Source organism: Verrucomicrobium spinosum DSM 4136 = JCM 18804, from assembly GCF_000172155.1.
Classification (GTDB): Bacteria; Verrucomicrobiota; Verrucomicrobiia; order Verrucomicrobiales; family Verrucomicrobiaceae; genus Verrucomicrobium; species Verrucomicrobium spinosum.
Genome location: NZ_ABIZ01000001.1, coordinates 1764712 through 1783352, shown reverse-complemented (window position 1 = coordinate 1783352; position 18641 = coordinate 1764712). Strand labels below are relative to the sequence as shown.

The window sequence follows — 18641 nt, the reverse complement described above, 5'->3', positions numbered from 1 at the left end:
CGGCAATCGGACCACAAAACGAGGTCTTGAGCGACCTTTTCACCATCAGGGTGAAGAGATCCCACGAGACATCGGTACGACTACGCATCTGAAACGACCCGCAGCCGCCTCTTCTTTGTTTCTTGATTAACTTTTTCGTTAGTTTTCCTCCATACTGCTTGGGTCGCGCAGTTTTTTGCGGAGCGTGGCGCGGTTCATGTCCATTTCTCGGGCCAAAACCGTCGGTTTATTCTCAAACCGGGGCAAGAGCGCTGCCAAAAGTCGCGATTCCAGCTCCTCATGCAGGGCGTCGTACTTCATCCCTTCACGAAGCCTGGCCTCAATCCACTCGTGGAGCGCGGCATCCAGCCCGCTGATGAAGCCGGAGGTCTCCCCCGCAGGGGAGCTCACCACATCCCTGGGGAGATGGGTGGGCAGGATGAGAGGGCCGGTGCACACGGCGGCGGCATGCTCAATGACATTCCGCAGTTCCCTGACGTTGCCCGGCCAGTCGTGACGAAGGAGGACGCTGAGTGCCTCTTCAGATACCGCCAGCTTCCGGTCACCGGCGACGGAGGCGAGGAGGTAGGAGCAGAGACCGGGAATGTCACTCAGACGCTCCCGCAACGGGGGCAAGTGCACCTCCAACACCCGCAGGCGGTACAAGAGGTCTTCACGAAACCTTTTCTCGGCCGCCGCCTGCGCCAGGTCCTGGTTGGTGGCGGCGATGATGCGCAGGTCCACCTTCAGGTCCTCCCGCCCCCCCACGCGGGAGAAGACCTTTTCCTCCACAAAACGGAGCAGCTTTACCTGCAGCGCGGGAGAGAGCTCACCGATCTCATCCAGAAACAAGGTCCCGCCCGCAGCGCGCTCAATGTGGCCCGCCTTGGTGGCGAGCGCTCCGGTGAAGGCGCCCTTCTCATGACCGAAGACCTCGCTCTCCAGCAGATTCTCCGGAAGGCTGGCACACGAGAGCGTGACAAAGGGCCCGGCATGGCGGCGGCTGTGCAGATGGATGACGCGGGCCGCCAGCGACTTGCCGATGCCGGTGGGACCGGTGATGAGCACCGGGGCGTCTGAGGTGGTCGCATGCGCGATGGCGGCAAAGGCCGGCTGCATGGCCGGAGCACTGCCAATCAGCAACGCGGAATCTGAGGAGGCGTCCGGGACCGCGGCCGCCACGGCTCCATCCCCCTGGGACTGAAGGAGCACCTGCAGAGACTTTTCCAGCTCGCGAAGGTCCAGGGGTTTTACCAAATAACCTGAGGCACCCCGCTTTTTCGCCTCCACGGCATTCTGCAGATGCCCGTGGGCGGTGATGATGAGCACGGGCAGATCCGCATCGATGCTCCGGATCTCCTGCAACACCTCCAGACCGCTGCGATCCGGCAGCCCGATGTCCAGCACCACCAGGTCGGGACGACGGCGTCGCAACTGCTCCAACCCCTGCGCGGCGGAGGCAGCCAGCAATGGCTCAAATCCCATGCGGCGAGTCAACTGCCCGATGGCGGAAGCCAGTGCGGCTTCATCTTCTATAATGAGTATGCGAGACATGGGACGAGTCGTTGAATGGATGATCTAGTGGAGAGACTGGGGAAGGGGCGAGGCGGACACTGAAGGAGCCGGAGAAAGCTCCACCGTGACCACCGCGCCGCGCGCAAGATTGACGACGGAAAGCGTGCCACCATGGGCTTTGACGATCTCGTTGGCCACGGTGAGACCGATACCCATGCCCCCCTCACGCTCAGAATAGAAAAATTCCGCGAACCTTGCCAGGGCTTCAGGAGAGAACCCCTTCCCCTCATCCGCAAAGGAGATTTTCACCATCCCCTGCTCCTGGATGGCTGTCACCAGGGTCAGCCCCCCCAGAGGCATTGCCTGGGTGGCATTGATGAGCAGATTGCTGAACACCTGCACCAGACGCCTGCGGTCCGCCATGATCTGGATGCCACCCGGCACCTCCAACTGAACCTGCACACCAGCATGGCGCATCTGCGGACCATGCGTGACCACCACGGCCTCCAACAGGGGCTTCAGATCCACCATCTGAAGCGCCGGTGGCTCCGGACGGCTGAGGAACATCCACTGGTTGACGAGCCCCTCGATGCGGGCCGCCTCGCTGGCAATCACTTCTGCGATCGGGGCATTCCCATCCAGGGCCGCCAGCTCAGCGTGCATCTTGATGGCGGAGACAGGGTTCTGGATCTCATGGGCCAGCGCTGCGGTCATCCGCCCCAGGACCGCCAGCTTCTCCGCCTGCTCCCGTTTGGCACGCTCCTCATGCAAGGCATCCCGGGTGCGCACAAAGGCCCGCGCCACATCGCCTATTTCATCGTTCCTTTCCGCCTCTGGAAGCACCAGTTCGCCCGGCTTCTCAATCTCAGGCAGACGCGAGGCGAGATTCCGCAGCGGCAGGACCAACCCCTGGGACACCAACCACCCCACTCCCAGAGCCAGCAGCCAGAAGGCACCCAGCACCGCAAAGGTCAGCGGCTGCGAGACTCCCCGCCACACGGGCCTCAGCGGCCGGATCAACAAAAGATCCCCACCAGACGGAAGACCGACGCCGACCACCTCCCAAGCCGCCACCGCATGACAAAAGCCGTCTGCGGGAAAGCTCTGAAGTTCACCGACCGGCACACCAGGCAGGGATTCAGGAATCAACTTACCCTGCCGGCGGAAGGCCACCGCCATGTCCAGCACCTCCCCCAACTGACGCGCCATCCGCTCCGTGGGAGGAAATCCAGCCTCCCCCATGAAGCCGGCATTCGTGCGCGCCAGCGACTCGAACCGGGCCCGATCCTCACGCCCCACCATCACCACCATCCATACCAAAAGCGCCAGCGACCCCGCCAGCACCAACCCGGCGAACGGGAGGACAATGCGCCAGGGAAGACGTTGAGCAGGCATGGAATCGTTATTGAAGCGGCAAAACTGGTACAGAACCGGGCAGTTGCAAAGGCGCAACACCATGAGAATTTTCCATGGCTGAATATCGTCCACACCGCTTCACGCATGAGTAAATTTTATCCCTTTTGCCCCTGGTTGCCACACCTGCCCGAAGCTGCCAAACCCTTGTCCCACTAGGGATTGGAGGATTTGTGCAAGCGCTGGCATGTAATGTGCCAATGGGGGCAACCCGCATGCAATCCCTCGCACACTCCCTCCAAAGAATGCTCTTCGCCACGGCGACTGGCTTTTGCCTTTCCGCTGCCGGTGCAGAGCTGCCGCTGACAGAAACGGACGAAGTCATCGTCACGGCGACACGGGGAAAATCCCCGGCAAAAAACGTCCCTTACAGCGTAAGCGATGTGGACGCCCGCCGCATCCTCGAGATGCAACCCCAAAGCTTCCCTGAAGCTCTGAAGGAGGTGCCCGGGGTGTTCATCCAACAAACAGGGCATGGCCAAGGGTCACCCTTTATCCGCGGTTTCACCGGTTTCCGGACACTGGGGCTCATCGACGGCATCCGCCTGAACAACTCTGTCTTTCGCGACGGTCCCAACCAGTACTTCAGCACGATCGATCCCCTCAGCTTGAGTTCCATCGAGGTGGTCAAAGGACAGGGATCATTTCTTTACGGCAGTGACGCCATCGGCGGTATTGTCAATGCCTTGACGAAGGGCCCCATCTACATGGAGCCGCCAACGGTCACCACCACACGCTCCGGCAAGTCGCCCAAGGAGGTCGCCCCTGTTGCGCCCCCTGTCCCCACTGGCCCCTACATCACGGGTGCCGCCTCCACCCGCTATGCCACCGCCGAAGACAGTTGGATGGGCCGGTTGGAAGGCAGCATCAGCGAGTACAACAAGTACGGGTTCTACATCGGCGTCACCGGTCGCACGTACGGGGATCTGCATGCCGCTGAACTGGGGGATCTCTCCCACACCGGCTATGATGAACTGGGCATCGATGCCAAGCTGGAGGTGTTCCTGGCAGACGACCTCAAGCTGACGGTGGCGCACAACCAGTTCATCCAGGACGATGTCTGGCGCACGCACCGCACCATCTACGCAGTGCCCTATGCCGGCAGCACGGTGGGCAATGAACTGGAACACTACTTCGACCAGGACCGGTACCTGAGCTACATCCGGCTGGAAGGCACGCCTGACACCGGCTTCGCAGACCGCTGGCAGTTGACGCTGTCCCACCACTGGCAGAGCGAGGACAACCACCGGAAGGCGGCAGACCACACCAGCCGGGTGGACGGGTTCGATGTCTCCACCTGGGGGATTGACCTTCAGTTCGAGACCCTTACCTCCATCGGCACGCTCACTTACGGGGCCAACTACTACTTCGACAACGTTGACTCCTTCTCCGACCGTTACAAGGCGGACGGCAGCTTCAATCGCAGCGCCATCCAGGGCCCCGTGGCCGATGACTCCGAGTACCATCTGGCCGGAGTTTATTTCCAGGATCTCGTGGCCCTCAGTGACCGCCTCGATCTCACTCTGGGAGGCCGCTACACCTACGCGGCGGCCGATGTCGGCAAGGCCCAGGACCCGATCAGCGGAGACGAAATCTCCTTCGATGATGACTGGCATGACTTCTCCGGCAGCGCCCGCCTGCTCTACAGCGTGGACGAGGCGAAGCGGTTCAAGATCTTTACCGGTGTCTCCCAGAGCTTCCGCGCGCCCAACCTGTCCGACCTCTCCCGGCTCGACACCGCGCGGTCCAATGAGCTGGAGACTCCCTCTCAGGGGCTCGACCCGGAAAAATACCTGACCGCTGAGGCGGGCATCCGCTGGAGCTCAGAGCGTCTGAGCACCAGCCTCACTTACTTTTACACGGACATCAGCGACATGATCGTGCGGGCCCCCACCGGACGAGTCATCGATGGACTCGACGAAGTGACCAAGCTTAACGCTGGCGACGGCTATGTGCAGGGCATCGAGTTTGAGTTCAACTGGCAGTTCGCAGATGACTGGCACCTGTATGGCAGCATTGCCTGGCAGGACGGTCAGGTGGAGGGCTACCCGGACTCCACCACCCGCCGCGTGGAAGAACCTCTGAGCCGTCTCCTGCCCATCACGGGTCTGGCCGGCCTGCGCTGGGACAGCCCCTCCCGGCGCTATTGGGTGGAAGGCAACGTACTCATTGCCGACCGCCAAGACCGTTTGAGCGCCTCTGACCGGCGCGACACCCAACGCATCCCTCCTGGCGGCACTCCGGGTTACACCGTGGCGACCGTCCGCAGCGGATGGCGTGTCTCCGACTCCTTTACCCTCACTGCCGCCGTGGAAAATGTCTTCGACGAGGACTACCGGATCCACGGCTCGGGGGTGAATGAGCCAGGTGTGAACTTCATTTTTGGTGCTGAGCTTCGCTTCTGAAGCGCGGTGCCACAGAGCACCCTCTCCTCCGCTCCGACCCCGGCTGGGGACAGCCGGACTACCTCCTCCGTTCCGCAGCGGGGTTGGAGTACCGTCCCGCATGCGGGACCAATGCCATCAGGGAAAAGTGGAGAGGTCGAGCATCTCCCTTTTGTGAAAGTATTGAGGGCCGAAGGTCCGGCATCATTGCAGCCTTGGGCAACACCCAAGGTAGGCGCTCGTTTTAGATGTTGAGGGCTGTAGGCCCGACGTCATTCAGGGATGCTCGTCGTGGGCAGGATTGATGAGGCCGGGCCTTCAGCCCTCCGATTTTCTTTCAACCCCTAACCTGGGGCGCTGCCCCAGGCTGGTATGAACCCGGACCTTCGGCCCTTCTGAAAGGGGCTCACCAGTTACAGTCGTGGCGGTTGCACCATCGCGGCTCCGAGGCGCGCCAAGGCAAACAGCAAGACGATGCGTTTTCCCCGATGGCATTGGCCTTTAGGCGGCTCGGTTCGCCATACGACTGCGGCGCCGGACGACATGAGGACCGCGCGGCAAAAAAACCGGCTCAATACGTAAAGAGCTGCTTCAGCGCAAACTGGCGGTCCAGGGTGCGGTCGCGCAGGAGGCCGTTGAGGGCTTCTGTGATGCGGACTTTCATTTTGGGCGTGAGGCGACGGCCTTTGCGGGCCCGCTGCACCGCCTTGTGAGTCAGCGGCTCTGAGCAGGCGGCCACGAGGTCGTGATTGCTGATCGTCAGTTCCGTGAGGATGGCGTCCAGCGGCTGGGGGCCATTGTCGAGCTGCTTTTCCATATAAATTGGTTAGAACTTCAGGATTCCGGGAAGGTGAAAGGGGGCAATAAACTTACCCGTTTCCCCGTCCTTGTCCATCGACTGATCCCCTCACTGCCATCTTGCTGGACTCTCGCGGAGCTTCTGCTATGTCCCCCTCTCCGCCCATTTTGCCCAGCCCATGACCCGAGTCCTCCTCACCACCACCTCGTACCAGGACACTCCTGGCGACCACCACGCCCTCCTTGAATCCCAGGGCTTCGAGATCCATCGTGAGCGCGGGCCCCTCCCAGAGAGCCGCATGCTGGAACTCGCTGGCGAGTTCGACGCCTTCCTCTGCGGCGACGACGAAATCACCCAGGCTGTCTTGGAGAAATCCCTGCCCCGCCTCAAGGTCATCAGCAAATACGGCATCGGCCTGGACAAGATCGACGTCACCGCCTGCACTGCCGCCAAGCTGCCGGTGCTCTTCACCCCGGGCGTGAACCACACCACCGTGGCCGAGCACACCTTCTGCCTGCTGCTGGCCCAGGTGCGCAACCTTGTGGACTCCGCCAATGCCGTCCGCAACGGCCAGTGGAAGCGCGTCACCGGTCATGAGATCTGGAACAAATCCATCGGCATCGTCGGTCTGGGCCGAATCGGTCAGGAAGTGGCCAAACGCGCCATCGCCTTTGGCATGAAGGTGCACGCTCTGGACCCCTACTGGCCCGAGGCGTTTGCCACCGAAAACGGCGTGACCCGCCATGAGAAGATCGAGACCATGCTGCCGGAGATCGACGTGCTGAGCCTGCACGCCAACCTCAGCGAATCCACCCGCCATCTGGTCAATGCCGAACGCATCAAACTCTGCCGCAAGGACCTGCTGGTGGTGAACACCTCCCGCGCCGAGCTGGTGAACATGCCCGACATGATCGCCGCGCTGGACGCCGGCACCGTGGGCGGCTACGCCACGGACGTGCTCGACGAAGAGCCCCCGCCGGCCGACCACCCGCTGCTCAAGCACCCCAAGGCCCTCATCACCCCGCACATCGGCTCCCGCACCTACGAGAGCGTGCCCCGCCAGGCCATGCGCGCCACCCTCAACCTCGTGAACTACCTCAAGGGCGAGAAGGACGTCATCCAGGCCAACAAGTTCTAGGGCGGATGGAGTCCCGGAGTCCTGGAGTCCTGGAGTCCTGGAGTCCTGGAGTCCTGGAGTCCTGGAGTCCTGGAGTCCTGGAGTCCTGGAGTCCTGGAGTATTGGAGTCCTGGAGTATTGGAGTATTGGATTACTGAGTCACCGAATTACTGATCTACCGAAATGCCAACGTATCGCATTCTTCCCACCGCGGCGCACAACGATCTGGTGCGCAAAGCCTACACCCACCGCGGCTACACCGCCGCCGAGGCGGAAGACGCCGCCCGCTTCTGTGAGATGGCTTCCGTCCACGGCATCCGCACCCATAATGCCATCAAGGCGCTGCATCTGGACCACCTGTTTGGTTCGGCTGTGGGCGGTTGCAAACCCGGTGCGGAGATCAAGGTCATTGAGAAGCCCTTCGCCGCCAGCCAGGTCTGGGACGCCCAGCTCAAGCTCGGCCAGAGCGTGGCGTTCGAGGCCATGGAGACTTGCATGAAGCTTGCCGACCAATACGGCATCGGCCAGGTGAGCGTGGACAACGCCTTCCACTACCTCTGGGGCGGTGGTTATGTCATGGATGCGGCCAAGAAAGGCTACATCGCCTACACGAACTGCACCTCCACCCTCGGTGAGGTGGTGCCCTTTGGCGGCAAGTTCCCCGTGCTGGGCACCAACCCGCACTCCTGGGGCCTGCCGACCACCGAGGCCTGCGGGTTCCCGATTGTGATCGACTGGGCGACCTCCACTGTGGCCATGGGCCGCGTGCAGCAGCTCCGCCGTGAGAACAAGCCCCTGCCTCCCGGTGCGGCCGTGGATGCCGAAGGCAACCCGACTGACGACCCACACAAGGCCCAGTGGCTGCTGCCCTTCGGTGCCCACAAGGGCTACGGTCTCTCCCTCTTGATCGAGGTGATGGGAGCACTCATCGGCGGCTCCCTGCCGACTATCCGCGGCGGCGGCGGCCATCCTGACTTCAAGGACAAGCCTCTGGAAGCAGGCGAGAAGCGCACCAGCAGCTTCTACTTCCAGGTGATTCATCCCGACGCGATCGGCTCCGGCCTCTTCGCGAAGGGCCGCAACCAGTCCCAGAACGTGAAAGCCGTCCTCCAGGACATCCTGGGCCACGGCAATGAGAAGTGCATGCTGCCCGGCCAGCCCGAGGCAGACAATGCCCGCCACACCGCCAAGGCGGGTGGCCTGCTCTTCACAGATGCGGAAGTGGAGGCGCTCAACGAGATCGCCGAAGAGTGCGGCCTGCCGAAGTTCGACGTGGCAGCCTTGCCAAGCTACGAGGTGTAGGACACCGCGTTCAAGAGCGAGCGCATTTAACCACTAATTGACACTAACGGAACACTAATGAGGGCAATGCTCCTATGGTGTTCCGTTCGAACCAACTCGTACTGGCAGGCATCGCAGAAGGGACAATCTCGGATAGGGACTCAGGACTAGCGAAGCTCTACAACGCACAGATTCGAGATGGGTGCCATTGCCAGTCTCCAGCGACTGGCGGATTCTTAGCTTGGAACAGCCCCAGCTACCATGCCTACGCTCACTTGGGACGAAATCTGCGCAGATCGGTCTCTGGCCGATCTGCCTTACAAAATTGAGACCAATCGCTACGGGCAGATTGTCTTGAGTCCTAAGAAACACCGACACAGCCAGCAGCAGTCAGACATCCATCCTGAGGGGGTCAAGGAAACGAGGGGGCGGCTCGGGGAGCGCACGCATCTTGCGTGCTGTTCGCGGCATCTTGCCGCGAACGTCAGTCAGCGCATGACATCAGGTCCAACTGACGTGGGGGTGTTGAGGACGGAGGGGAGGAAGCAGATGCGGTCGGCCTTCCCACCTGATCATCGTCCTTGGAGGTACCCAGGGTTGACTCGCTTGAGGCTCGTCCAACCCCTGGGCTGGGCTATAAATCCCTTTCAGGGATTGACTTCGGATTGAGCAGAGCCGGTTCCTTGGTCGCCACCTCAGTTCGAAGTTGATCCCCAACGGGGATCTCTAACACAGCCCAACGTTGGACGAGCCCTAAGCGAGTCAACGTTGGGTACCTCCGTAAAGGTTGATCAGGTGGGAAGGCCGACCGCATCTGCTTTCTCCCCACTGCCATCAACACCTCCAAGTCACACAAATGCGATGTCGTGTGCTGCCCGAGCTTCGTCTTCACGCCGATATCACCAAACTGCGACACCATCGACACCCTTTTTCCAAGTTACGCCAAAAAAACACCCCCTCCCTGTTTTGGTGAACTTACAAAAAGGGTGTCGATGGTGTCGCAAAATCGGGCGGAACAGGCCCGCATGCGGAACTGTGACTACTCCGCCCCGCCCCAGACGCCCTGTAGGGCAAGCGCTCCGCTTGCCGCAAGTGTCTCCTGACGGACTGAGGCAACCGGAGCGGTCGCCTACAACCCAGGGTGGTCTGGGTGTGAGGTGCGGAGGAAACGTCATGGGACGTTTGTGCAGGCTTCCAAACCGGGGCACGGTCATCATTCGGACCTGCTGGAGCTAGGCGAGCACGTTCCCAACACCCCGATGACACCACCCAGCCCCGTTCGTCGCAGACTGGCCACTCACTCGCATGAGGGGCTGATCGCCTCTCTGATCCTCGGAGTCGGCACCTTCCAGCAGCTTGTGTTCAATTTCACATGGCGTCCTCGCCGCCGATCCTCGCGATTGAGAGCGAATCTCTAAGTCCCCAGTCAGATTTCCGATCCAGGGTTTCTATAGCCAGCGCAAGATCGAGCACCTTCTGAAGAACCTTGGTCTCAAGCCACTCTGACTGCCCACTGCCCACCGCCCACTGGAAACTTGCGCCCGGTCTCCCGCTCGCTTAGCTGACCGGGCTCATGTCCGTTCCGTCCACCGCCTCTTTCGATCTCCTCGCCCTGGGTGAAGTCCTTTTGCGCCTCGACCCGGGCGAGTCCCGCGTTCGCACGTCCCGCCAGTTCACCGCCTGGGAAGGTGGCGGGGAATACAATGTGGCCCGCGGATTGCGGCGCTGCTTCGGCCTCCGCACGGGGGTGCTGACGGCGTTTGCGGACAATGAGATCGGCCGCCTGCTGGAAGACTTCATCCTGCAAGGCGGGGTGGACACCACGCACGTGAAATGGGTGCCGTACGACGGCATCGGTCGCGCCGTGCGCAACCCCATCAACTTCACCGAGCGCGGTTTTGGCATTCGCGGAGCCAAGGGCTGCGTGGATCGCGGCCATAGCGCTGCCTCCCAGCTCAAGCCGGGCGACTACAACTGGGATGAGATCTTTGCCAATGGCGGTGTGCGCTGGCTGCACACGGGCGGCATCTTCGCCGGCCTTTCCGAGACCACGGCCCAGCTCACCATCGAGGCCTGCGAAGCCGCCAAGCGCCACGGCGTGACGGTCTCCTACGACCTCAACTACCGCCCCTCCCTCTGGCAGTCCCGGGGCGGCTTCCCCACAGCCCAGGCCCTGAACCACCGCCTGGCTCCGTATGTGGATGTCATGTTCGGCGTACTGACGGACGACGAGCCAGCGGCGATTGCCGGGAACGACGATCCCAACGACATCTTCGCGGCCCAATCCGCCGCCTTGCAAAAGGGCATCACCGGCATGCTGGAGCGCTATCCCAACATCAAAGTGGCCGCCGCCACCCTCCGCCGCGTGCACACCGCCTCCCGCAATGACTGGGGTGCGCTGGCTTGGATGGATGGAGCGTTCCACCGCGCCAAAAATTACCCCCACCTCGATCTGATGGATCGCATTGGCGGGGGCGACGGCTTTGTGGCAGGCCTTGTGTATGGCATGCTCACTGGCCAGACGCCACAGCTCAGCCTGGATCTGGGTGCGGCCCACGGCGCTCTCGCCATGAGCACGCCGGGAGACACCAGCATGGCCACGCTGGCCGAGGTGCTGAAGCTGGCTCAAGGCGGCGATGCCAAGGTGCAGCGATAGGCTGTAGCAGCCATTCTTTGAAACGGGGAGTCGCCTACGGGTGCTCCCCGTTCTCCATTTTCAGCAGGCCGGGGGCCGTGCCCTTGGTCATGACCCGGCCGCTGTAGAGCTCCACGGCGCGACGCGCCACGATGTCCACAATGGCAGGCTGCAGGGTCCGCGCCGCCACGTTGGAGACCGCCATGGAGGCCCAGGTCAGGGGGCTGTTCCAGCGCAGCACCTGCCACACGGGCAGCAGCCGCTTGTACCACTTGTTGAGCTTCTGCACGGTCTCGTGCTGCATCATTTCCTTCCCCTTTTCCCAGGTCTTGTAGGCGGTGTGCGCACTGACGTCCACCAGCTTGCCCACCGTGCGGGTTTGCAGGAAGTCGGTCACATCCGTGGCTGCGAGCTGAATGGCGCGCGTGAAGTGGCTCAAGCCCGGTGCCAGCAGCGGGTGCGGCGAGTCAGGGTGGTACACCACGGCGATCTCCTTTACCAGCCGGGGAATCTCCTCCACGAGGGGTGGGAACCACTCTGGATTCGGGTTCGTGTGCCAGCGCATGCGGTTCTTGCAGGCCTCTACCACGGCCAGAGCTGCCCGGTCCCGTTCGCCCGGCTCATGGGTGAAAAGCTCCGCTGCCGAGGCGTGGCGGGCCGTCTTGAGATCCGACATGAAACGGAGGCCATACCATATGAACAGGCCACCCATCCCGCAGACGAGGCCCGCCAAAAATATGAGTATCTCTTTCCACATTGCCGTTGATGCAACCTTGGTCGGACATGCGGGTCCGGTCAAGGACTGGCGGTAGGACCTACATCTCCAAAGGGATACGTAGGGACGGCCGCGAAAGGTCTTCTGGGACCTGTCGGCAGCTCGCCCCTGCTTATCGCGTTCACCTGGAATGTTGCCACAGCTCATCCGCTGCTGGAGATGCTTTACTTGCCTGTAGCAGAAACTTCCGGCAGGATGCGGCGTGTCATTCGCACAAAAAACTCCTCCCGCCGCAGCCGCTGGCGCTCGCCTCCGTCACTGGCTACAAGTGATCCTTGCCGGAGGATGTTTCTCCCTGGCATTCGCTCCGTTGACATGGCGCTGGGCGGTGGTGCCCGCCCTTTTTCTCCTGCTAAAAGCGCTGCAAGGGCAGTCGCCGAAGACGGGTGCGCGGCTGGGTTTTGTTTTCGGCTTCTCAGCTTATGCCTGCACGCTCACCTGGCTGTGGCAGGTATTCGGAGCCTTCAGCCTGGCGCTCTTTGCCATCCTGGCGCTCTTCACGGGGGTCTTTGGCTGGCTTCACGGGATCATCGAATCCCGCATCGCCAGCTTTGGAAAACGAAATCTGGCCATCGCGGCCTGCTGGCTGGCGTGTGAGTACATCCGCTCAGAACACTTCTGGCTGGAGTTCTCCTGGGCGACGCCGGGGCTGGCCATGGGTCCACATCAGATGCTCCAGCTCATCGGGGTGTATGGGGCCAGCTTTGGCGTGGTGCTGGGGACCGGCTTCCTACAGAAAAACTCCACCATCCATGGCGGGATCGTCATTCTGTCCCCATTCCTCTACGGAGTCTGGGTCTCTGAATCCCAGAAGCCTGCTGCCCCCAAGTCGCCCGTAAAAGTGATGCTCGTGCAGAACGAGTCCTCGGACTTCGAGCAGCACTTGGCGGCCAGCCAAAAGGCCGGAGCAGATGTCCAGCTCGTGGTCTGGCCGGAAATCAGCACGTCCAGAGATCCGCGACGAGTGCCAGATCAATGGGCCCGGCTGAAAAACGAGGCGCAACTGCATCAGCGCACTTTCACCTTGGGCACCTACACCCCCTCTCCAGACGAGCGGGGCTGGTACAACACCGCCCTCACGCTGGATGCCACCGGAGCTCTCGGCACGCACGTGAAGCACCACCTGGTACACTTCTTCAACGAAGGCATTCCTGGGCAGAGCTTCGTGCCCATCCCCACGACTCTCGGCCAGATCGGCACCTCCATCTGCTTCGACAACGACTTCGAAGATGTCCCCCGCCGCATGACGCTGGCAGGGGCCGAGTTCTTTGCCGTTCCGAGCATGGATCCCGCCCGCTGGGGGGCCCGTCAGCATGAGCAGCACGCCGAACTCGTCCGCATCCGCGCTGCGGAAAACCGTCGCTGGTTCGCCGTGGCCTCCTCCTCTGGAGTGACCCAGATCGTCAGTCCCAAGGGGAAGGTCACCGCCCGCCTCCCCACCCTCACGGAAGGCACTCTCCAGGGAGTCGTCGGTCGGGAGCAGCAACTCACCTTCTACACCCGCTGGGGGTGGATGTTCCCCGGGGTCGTGATCACGGCGGCAGGGATCTGGATGCTCTGGGGCTGCCTTTCCCGGTCAAGAAGCTGACACTGGGGGTTGCTCTCCCCGGTCATCCCGCCATGTTTGACCGCCCTTAAGGGCTCAATTCCATCCCTCCCAACGATCCGTTCCATGTCCACTTCCCTCTTCGATCTGTCTGGCAAAACCGCTGTTGTGATTGGCGGCACCGGCGAACTCTGCGGTGCCATTTCTGAAGGTTTTGCTGCTGCCGGGGCGCATGTGGTGCTGGTGGGTCGGGATGCAGCCAAGGCGGAAAAGCGCCTGGCCGCGATCACTGAAGCCGGTGGCAAGGGCAGCTTCATCGCCGCAGACGCCTCCAAGCGCGCTGAGCTGGAAGCCCTGCTGGCCCAAGTGGTGGCCGAGCAAGGCAAAGTGGACATCCTGGTCAACGGCGCCGGAGTGAACTCCCCCACCCCGTTCCTCGACATCCCGGAGGAGGAGTATGACCGCATCATGAACATCAACACCAAGGCCGTCGTGATTGCCTGCCAGGTGTTCGGCCGCTACTTCGTGGACAACAAGGTGGAAGCCTCCATCATCAACCTGGGCTCCATGTCCGGCCTGCTGCCCCTGAGCCGCGTGTTTACGTACTCCATGAGCAAGGCAGCGGTGCACAACCTGAGCAAGAACCTCGCCCGTGAGTGGGCCCCGCTCGGCATTCGCGTGAACACCCTGGTGCCCGGCTTCTTCCCCGCCGAGCAGAACAAGAAGGTGCTCGTGCCAGAGCGCATCGCCAAGATCATGGCGCACACCCCGGCCGCCCGCTTCGGCGAGGCCAGGGAACTGGTGGGTGCCGCCCTCCTGCTCGCCAGCAATGCGGCGGGTTCCTTCATCACCGGTCACGAGATGGTGGTGGACGGCGGCTACTCCTCCATGACGATCTGATGGGCCTAAGCCGAACGGGGCTCGCACGTTCCTGTTTTATCCATCGCCTGCCAACCTATGCTCAAGCGCACCACCCACTCATCCACGCCCAGCGCCCCCATGGGGCCGGGCATGCGGTTTTTCATGACCATCATCTTCCCCTGGATCTTCATCCTGGTGGGAGGCGGCATCATGTATGCCGGAGTGACAAACCTCCGCAACGCCTCCGCCAGCAAGAACTGGCCGACCGTGCCGGGCAAGGTGGTGATCTCAGAGGTGGACCGTCACCGCAGTGAAAAGGGCTCCACGAACTACAGCGCCAACGTGGTCTATGACTACCAGGTGGAAGGGACCACCTACTCTGCGAAGCGGGTCTCCTTTGGTGACAGCAGGTCGAGCAATCCCGCCGGAGCGCGCACCATCCAGAACAAGTACAAACTCGGCACGGAGGTGCCGGTGCACTACTCCCCCAAGGAGCCGTCTCTGGCCGTGCTGGAACCCGGCGTGACCGGTGTCACCCTGCTGCTGCCTGGCCTTGGGGCCGTGTTCTTCCTTGTCGGCTGCGCCCTGGCGTACTACCTGCCCTCCGCCATCAAGAAGGACGAGGCACCTCGTGTTAACGCCTAGAACTTTGCGCCGGTTCCCCACCGCATGCTGACCTCAGACTTCGACTACCAGCTCCCGGAGGAGCTCATCGCCAGCGAACCTCTGGCAGACCGCTCCGCCTCAAGGATGCTGGTGGTGCATCGGGAATCCGGGACGATTGAGCATCGCTCCTTCACGGATCTGCCGAAGTATCTGCGACCCGACGACCTCCTGGTGCTCAATGACACCCGGGTGCTTCCCGCCCGGTATTTCTCCAATGACGGCACGAAGGAGCTCCTCAGGCTCACCTTTGCCACGCCCACCCTGTGGCGCTGCATGGTGAAGCCCGGCAAAAAGCTGCGCGTGGGCCACACCATCGCCATCGGCTCCGCCACCGGCACGGTGAAGGAGATCTACGAGAACGGTGACCGCCTCATCGAGTTCGACCAAATGGTGGACGAGGCGGCTTTTGGCCACCTGGCGCTGCCTCCGTACATGGAGCGTGAGGAGCGCACTGAGGACAAGGAGCGCTACCAAACAGTCTTTGCCAAACACGAGGGCTCCATCGCCGCTCCCACCGCGGGCCTTCACTTCACCCCCGAACTGCTGGCGAGCGTGCCGCACACGTTTGTGACGCTGCATGTGGGCGTGGGCACCTTCCAGCCAGTGAAGGCAGACCGCATCACCGACCATGTGATGCATTCCGAGCGTTATTTCCTCAGTGAAGCGTCAGCACAGCGTATCAACGAAGCCGGCCGGGTCATTGCCGTCGGCACCACCGCCACCCGCGTGCTGGAATCCATCGCACAGAAGCACGGCGGGTTGAAAGCAGCCGAAGGAGAGACCAGCATCTTCATCTATCCGCCTTATGAGTTTAGAGTGGTGGACGCTCTGGTGACGAATTTCCACCTGCCCAAGTCCACTCTGATGATGCTGGTGAGCGCCCTGGCGGGGAAGGACCTCATCTTCCGTGCCTATGAGGAGGCCATCCGCGAGCGCTACCGCTTCTACAGCTATGGCGACTGCATGCTGATCCTGTAGGGCTCTCCAGAAGGACTACTCCACCATCTCCACCCGGATGTGGCAGGAGGAAGACTGGCCCCGGTCATCCATGACCTGGACCGTCCACTTCCCCGCACGCGGCTCCCAAGACAGCGGCTTGGCTGGCTCTGAGGCCCCGAGGAACTGCTGCCCCGCAAACCAGAAGACCTTCCGCACGCCGGCCGAAGTCTCCGCGAGGAGCGAGATGGTGCGATGGCTGGGATCACTGGCGCGGATGGTGTACACCAGCGCCGGGCGGGGCGAGACGATGCGGGGCGCAGTCCGGCTGTCTCCCCCTGCCAAGGAGGGGGCCGATCCCGGCTCCAGGGCAGGTGCTTCCCGGCGCGGAACACCCGCCTGCCGGAACAACTCAAGAAGGTCAGGCGTCCAGAATTCATGCACCTCTCTTTGCAGCTCCCGGGTTCCATCGTCCCGCAGCACCCGCAGGTGCGTCAGCGGATCCACCAGGATCTCGCGATGGATGTCGCACGGCGTGACCGGTGAAACGCCGGGGATGAACCACCCATGCAGGCGGTGCTGGCAATGAGGCGTGGGCATCTGGCCCGATACGGCACACAGCTCAATGCGCTCCACTCCAGCGGGCGGGGGCGATTCCTTTAAGGGCAGACGCAGGCGGCGATAGGTCTCAAACAAGAGGGGCGCGGCACACTCCCTGGCCACAAAGGCGGGATTGGCCCGGCCGTCAAAGTTGCCAATCCAGACCACCAGCACGTAGTCGCCCCGCATGCCCGCCGCCCAGGCATCGCGAAAGCGGTGGGAGGTGCCGGTCTTCCAGTGCACGTTGGGATCGTCGAACGCAGCATCGTCCCCCTCCCGCAGGGTGAGCATGTCCCGGACGAGGAAACAAGCCTCCGGAGTGAGCAGCGGCTCGGCGATTTGCTGAGGCGCGCCCTCCTTCACCTTTTCATGCAGATACCGGAGCGGGCGCGGGCGGCCATCGTCGAGCAGCAGCGAGTACAGGCCCGCCAGCTCCTCCATGGTCACCTCACCCCCTCCCAGCGGCAGCGAGAGACCGTAGTGATCCGCCGACTTCGGCAGGGCCACGCCAGCTTGTTTCATGAAGCCGTACAGCCCCGGAGCGGCCAGTCGCTGGGTCAGGGACACGGCCGGGATGTTCCGGCTCCGGTAGAGCGCCTCCGAGGCAGAAATGGGACCGGCAAAGCCGCGGTCGAAATTTTCCGGATTGTACTCGCCGAAGCTGGCCTTGGAGTCCCGCAGCAAGGTGCGGGGATGGATCAATCCCTGGTCGAGAGCCAGGCCATAGATGAAGGGCTTGAGCGCAGAACCCGGAGACCGCCGGGCCACCACGCCGTCCACCTGACCTTGAATGGCCTCATTGAGGAAGCCACCGGAGCCCACATAAGCCAGCACCTCCCGTGAGGGGGCGTGCACGAGGATCGCGCAGGTGTTGCGGATGCCCAACTCCCGCTTGCGACCCAGGTAGTCAGCCAGAGCCGCCTCCACGGTTCTTTGTTTGTCGGCGTCGAGCGTGCTCTGCACGAGGTCGTTGCGGGTCTCCTCCAGCAAACGCCGGGACAGGTGCGGCGCATCGCGGGGCACGGTGCGATCCGGCCGCAGGGTAAAAGTGCCATCCAGCGGATCTGCCCGGAGTCCGCGAGCGGTCTGCACCCTTTGGAACAAGCGATACTGCGCGGCCGCGAGCTTCTCGTTGTCCTCCTTGGTCTTGGGCGTGCGGCGGGAGGGGCTCTGCGGAATGACGCTCAGCGCCACCGCCTCGCGCAGGGAAATTTCATGAACCGGCTTGCCACACCAGAGCAGGCTGGCCGCACCCGCGCCTTCCACATTGCCGCCATAGGGTGCGAGATTGAGGTACGCTTCCAGCAGTTGGGGTTTGGAGTAGTGGCGCTCCAGTTGCAGCGCGCGGAAGACCTGAACGAGCTTGCCGCTGATCGAGCGCGTTTCCAGATCATAACGCAGGCGCGCGAACTGCATGGTGATGGTGGACCCGCCCCCGCGCGGTGTGCGAGATACCATGCCCCAGAAGCCCCGCAGGAGGGAGACGGGGTTCACGCCCGGGTGCGTGTAGAAGTGGCGGTCCTCGTGCTGGAGCGTGGCCGCGATGAGATCCGGGCTGAAGTCGTCGAGCGCGAGCCGGACACGGTATTTGCCGTCCGCCGTGAGCGTGAGGTTCAGGAGTTGACCGTGCCGGTCATAGACCTGGCGGGAGAAGGTGGTGCTGGGCGGGTAGAGCTCCGGCTTGGGGAGGAGGAGGTAGAGGAGGGCCAGGGTGAGGGTGGTGATGAGCCCCACGCGGACTATCCGCCTCGCCACTGAGCCGACTAAAGTCGGTGCTCCAACCCGGCTTCCGAACCTCCCAAGTAGGCTCAACCCCGGCAGCATGGTTGGAGTACCGACTTTAGTCGGCGGTATTTGATCATCATTCATCCCAGCCCGCTCCATATTCATATCGGGTTCACAGCAAGGTTTGTCTCGAAGTGCCGGTCATAGACCTGGCGGACGAAAGGGGTGCTGGGCGGGTAGAGCTCCGGCTTGGGGAGGAGGAGGTAGAGGAGGGCCAGGGTGAGGGTGGTGATGAGCCCCACGCGGACTATCCGCCTCGCCACTGAGCCGACTAAAGTCGGTACTCCAACCCGGCTTCCGAACCTCCCAAGTAGGTTCAACCCCGGCAGCATGGTTGGAGTACCGACTT

At 62.5% G+C, this 18641-nt stretch carries 14 protein-coding genes; 8 read left to right on the top strand and 6 right to left on the bottom strand.

Going from position 1 to position 18641, the window contains the following annotated elements; genetic code table 11:
* Positions 1–138 precede the first annotated feature (138 nt).
* Complete coding sequence (locus VSP_RS06880) at positions 139–1533, bottom strand: sigma-54-dependent transcriptional regulator (RefSeq protein WP_009959624.1); 1395 nt, start codon at positions 1531–1533, stop codon at positions 139–141.
* Between the two features lie 24 nt (positions 1534–1557).
* Complete coding sequence (locus VSP_RS06875) at positions 1558–2889, bottom strand: sensor histidine kinase (protein WP_029190236.1); 1332 nt, start codon at positions 2887–2889, stop codon at positions 1558–1560.
* Between the two features lie 263 nt (positions 2890–3152).
* Between VSP_RS06875 and VSP_RS06870 the strand changes: the two genes are divergently transcribed.
* Positions 3153–5312, top strand: a complete 2160-nt coding sequence (locus VSP_RS06870) for a TonB-dependent receptor plug domain-containing protein (protein ID WP_009959622.1) — start codon at positions 3153–3155, stop codon at positions 5310–5312.
* A 550-nt stretch (positions 5313–5862) separates the two neighbouring features.
* Here the strand turns inward: VSP_RS06870 and VSP_RS34235 are convergent.
* Positions 5863–6108, bottom strand: a complete 246-nt coding sequence (locus VSP_RS34235) for a hypothetical protein (RefSeq protein ID WP_009959621.1) — start codon at positions 6106–6108, stop codon at positions 5863–5865.
* A gap of 160 nt (positions 6109–6268) precedes the next feature.
* Here VSP_RS34235 and VSP_RS06860 point away from each other — a divergent pair, with 160 nt between their 5' ends.
* The 3 genes from VSP_RS06860 (at position 6269) to VSP_RS06840 (ending at position 11144) form a co-directional block, all read left to right on the top strand.
* Complete coding sequence (locus tag VSP_RS06860) at positions 6269–7228, top strand: phosphoglycerate dehydrogenase (RefSeq protein WP_009959620.1); 960 nt, start codon at positions 6269–6271, stop codon at positions 7226–7228.
* Between the two features lie 162 nt (positions 7229–7390).
* Positions 7391–8509, top strand: coding sequence for an Ldh family oxidoreductase (locus VSP_RS06855; protein ID WP_009959619.1), 1119 nt, complete (start codon positions 7391–7393; stop codon positions 8507–8509).
* A gap of 1552 nt (positions 8510–10061) precedes the next feature.
* Positions 10062–11144 (top strand): sugar kinase, encoded by a 1083-nt coding sequence (locus VSP_RS06840; protein ID WP_009959616.1) that lies wholly within the window; start codon positions 10062–10064, stop codon positions 11142–11144.
* Positions 11145–11178: 34 nt separating this feature from the next.
* Here the strand turns inward: VSP_RS06840 and VSP_RS06835 are convergent, their stop codons facing one another.
* On the bottom strand, positions 11179–11799 hold the full coding sequence (locus VSP_RS06835) for a hypothetical protein (RefSeq protein WP_157210773.1): 621 nt from the start codon (positions 11797–11799) through the stop codon (positions 11179–11181).
* Between the two features lie 301 nt (positions 11800–12100).
* Between VSP_RS06835 and VSP_RS06830 the strand changes: the two genes are divergently transcribed.
* From VSP_RS06830 to queA, 4 genes are all read left to right on the top strand, one after another.
* Positions 12101–13486, top strand: coding sequence for an apolipoprotein N-acyltransferase (locus VSP_RS06830; RefSeq protein WP_157210772.1), 1386 nt, complete (start codon positions 12101–12103; stop codon positions 13484–13486).
* Positions 13487–13570: 84 nt separating this feature from the next.
* Entirely contained in the window at positions 13571–14344 is a 774-nt protein-coding gene (locus VSP_RS06825) for an SDR family oxidoreductase (RefSeq protein ID WP_009959611.1), read from the top strand.
* Between the two features lie 57 nt (positions 14345–14401).
* Positions 14402–14950: a DUF3592 domain-containing protein gene (locus VSP_RS06820; protein WP_009959609.1), complete on the top strand. Its 549-nt coding sequence runs from the start codon at positions 14402–14404 to the stop codon at positions 14948–14950.
* Between the two features lie 24 nt (positions 14951–14974).
* On the top strand, positions 14975–15949 hold the full coding sequence (gene queA / locus VSP_RS06815) for a tRNA preQ1(34) S-adenosylmethionine ribosyltransferase-isomerase QueA (RefSeq protein ID WP_009959608.1): 975 nt from the start codon (positions 14975–14977) through the stop codon (positions 15947–15949).
* A 15-nt stretch (positions 15950–15964) separates the two neighbouring features.
* Here queA and pbpC read toward each other — a convergent pair whose 3' ends face one another.
* Together pbpC and VSP_RS42010 are read right to left on the bottom strand one after the other, a co-directional pair.
* Complete coding sequence (gene pbpC, locus VSP_RS06810; RefSeq protein ID WP_009959607.1) at positions 15965–18241, bottom strand: penicillin-binding protein 1C; 2277 nt, start codon at positions 18239–18241, stop codon at positions 15965–15967.
* 152 nt (positions 18242–18393) lie between these two features.
* The gene (locus tag VSP_RS42010) at positions 18394–18534 is read right to left on the bottom strand and encodes a hypothetical protein (protein ID WP_157210771.1); all 141 of its coding nucleotides are present in this window, start codon (positions 18532–18534) and stop codon (positions 18394–18396) included.
* Positions 18535–18641 lie beyond the last annotated feature (107 nt).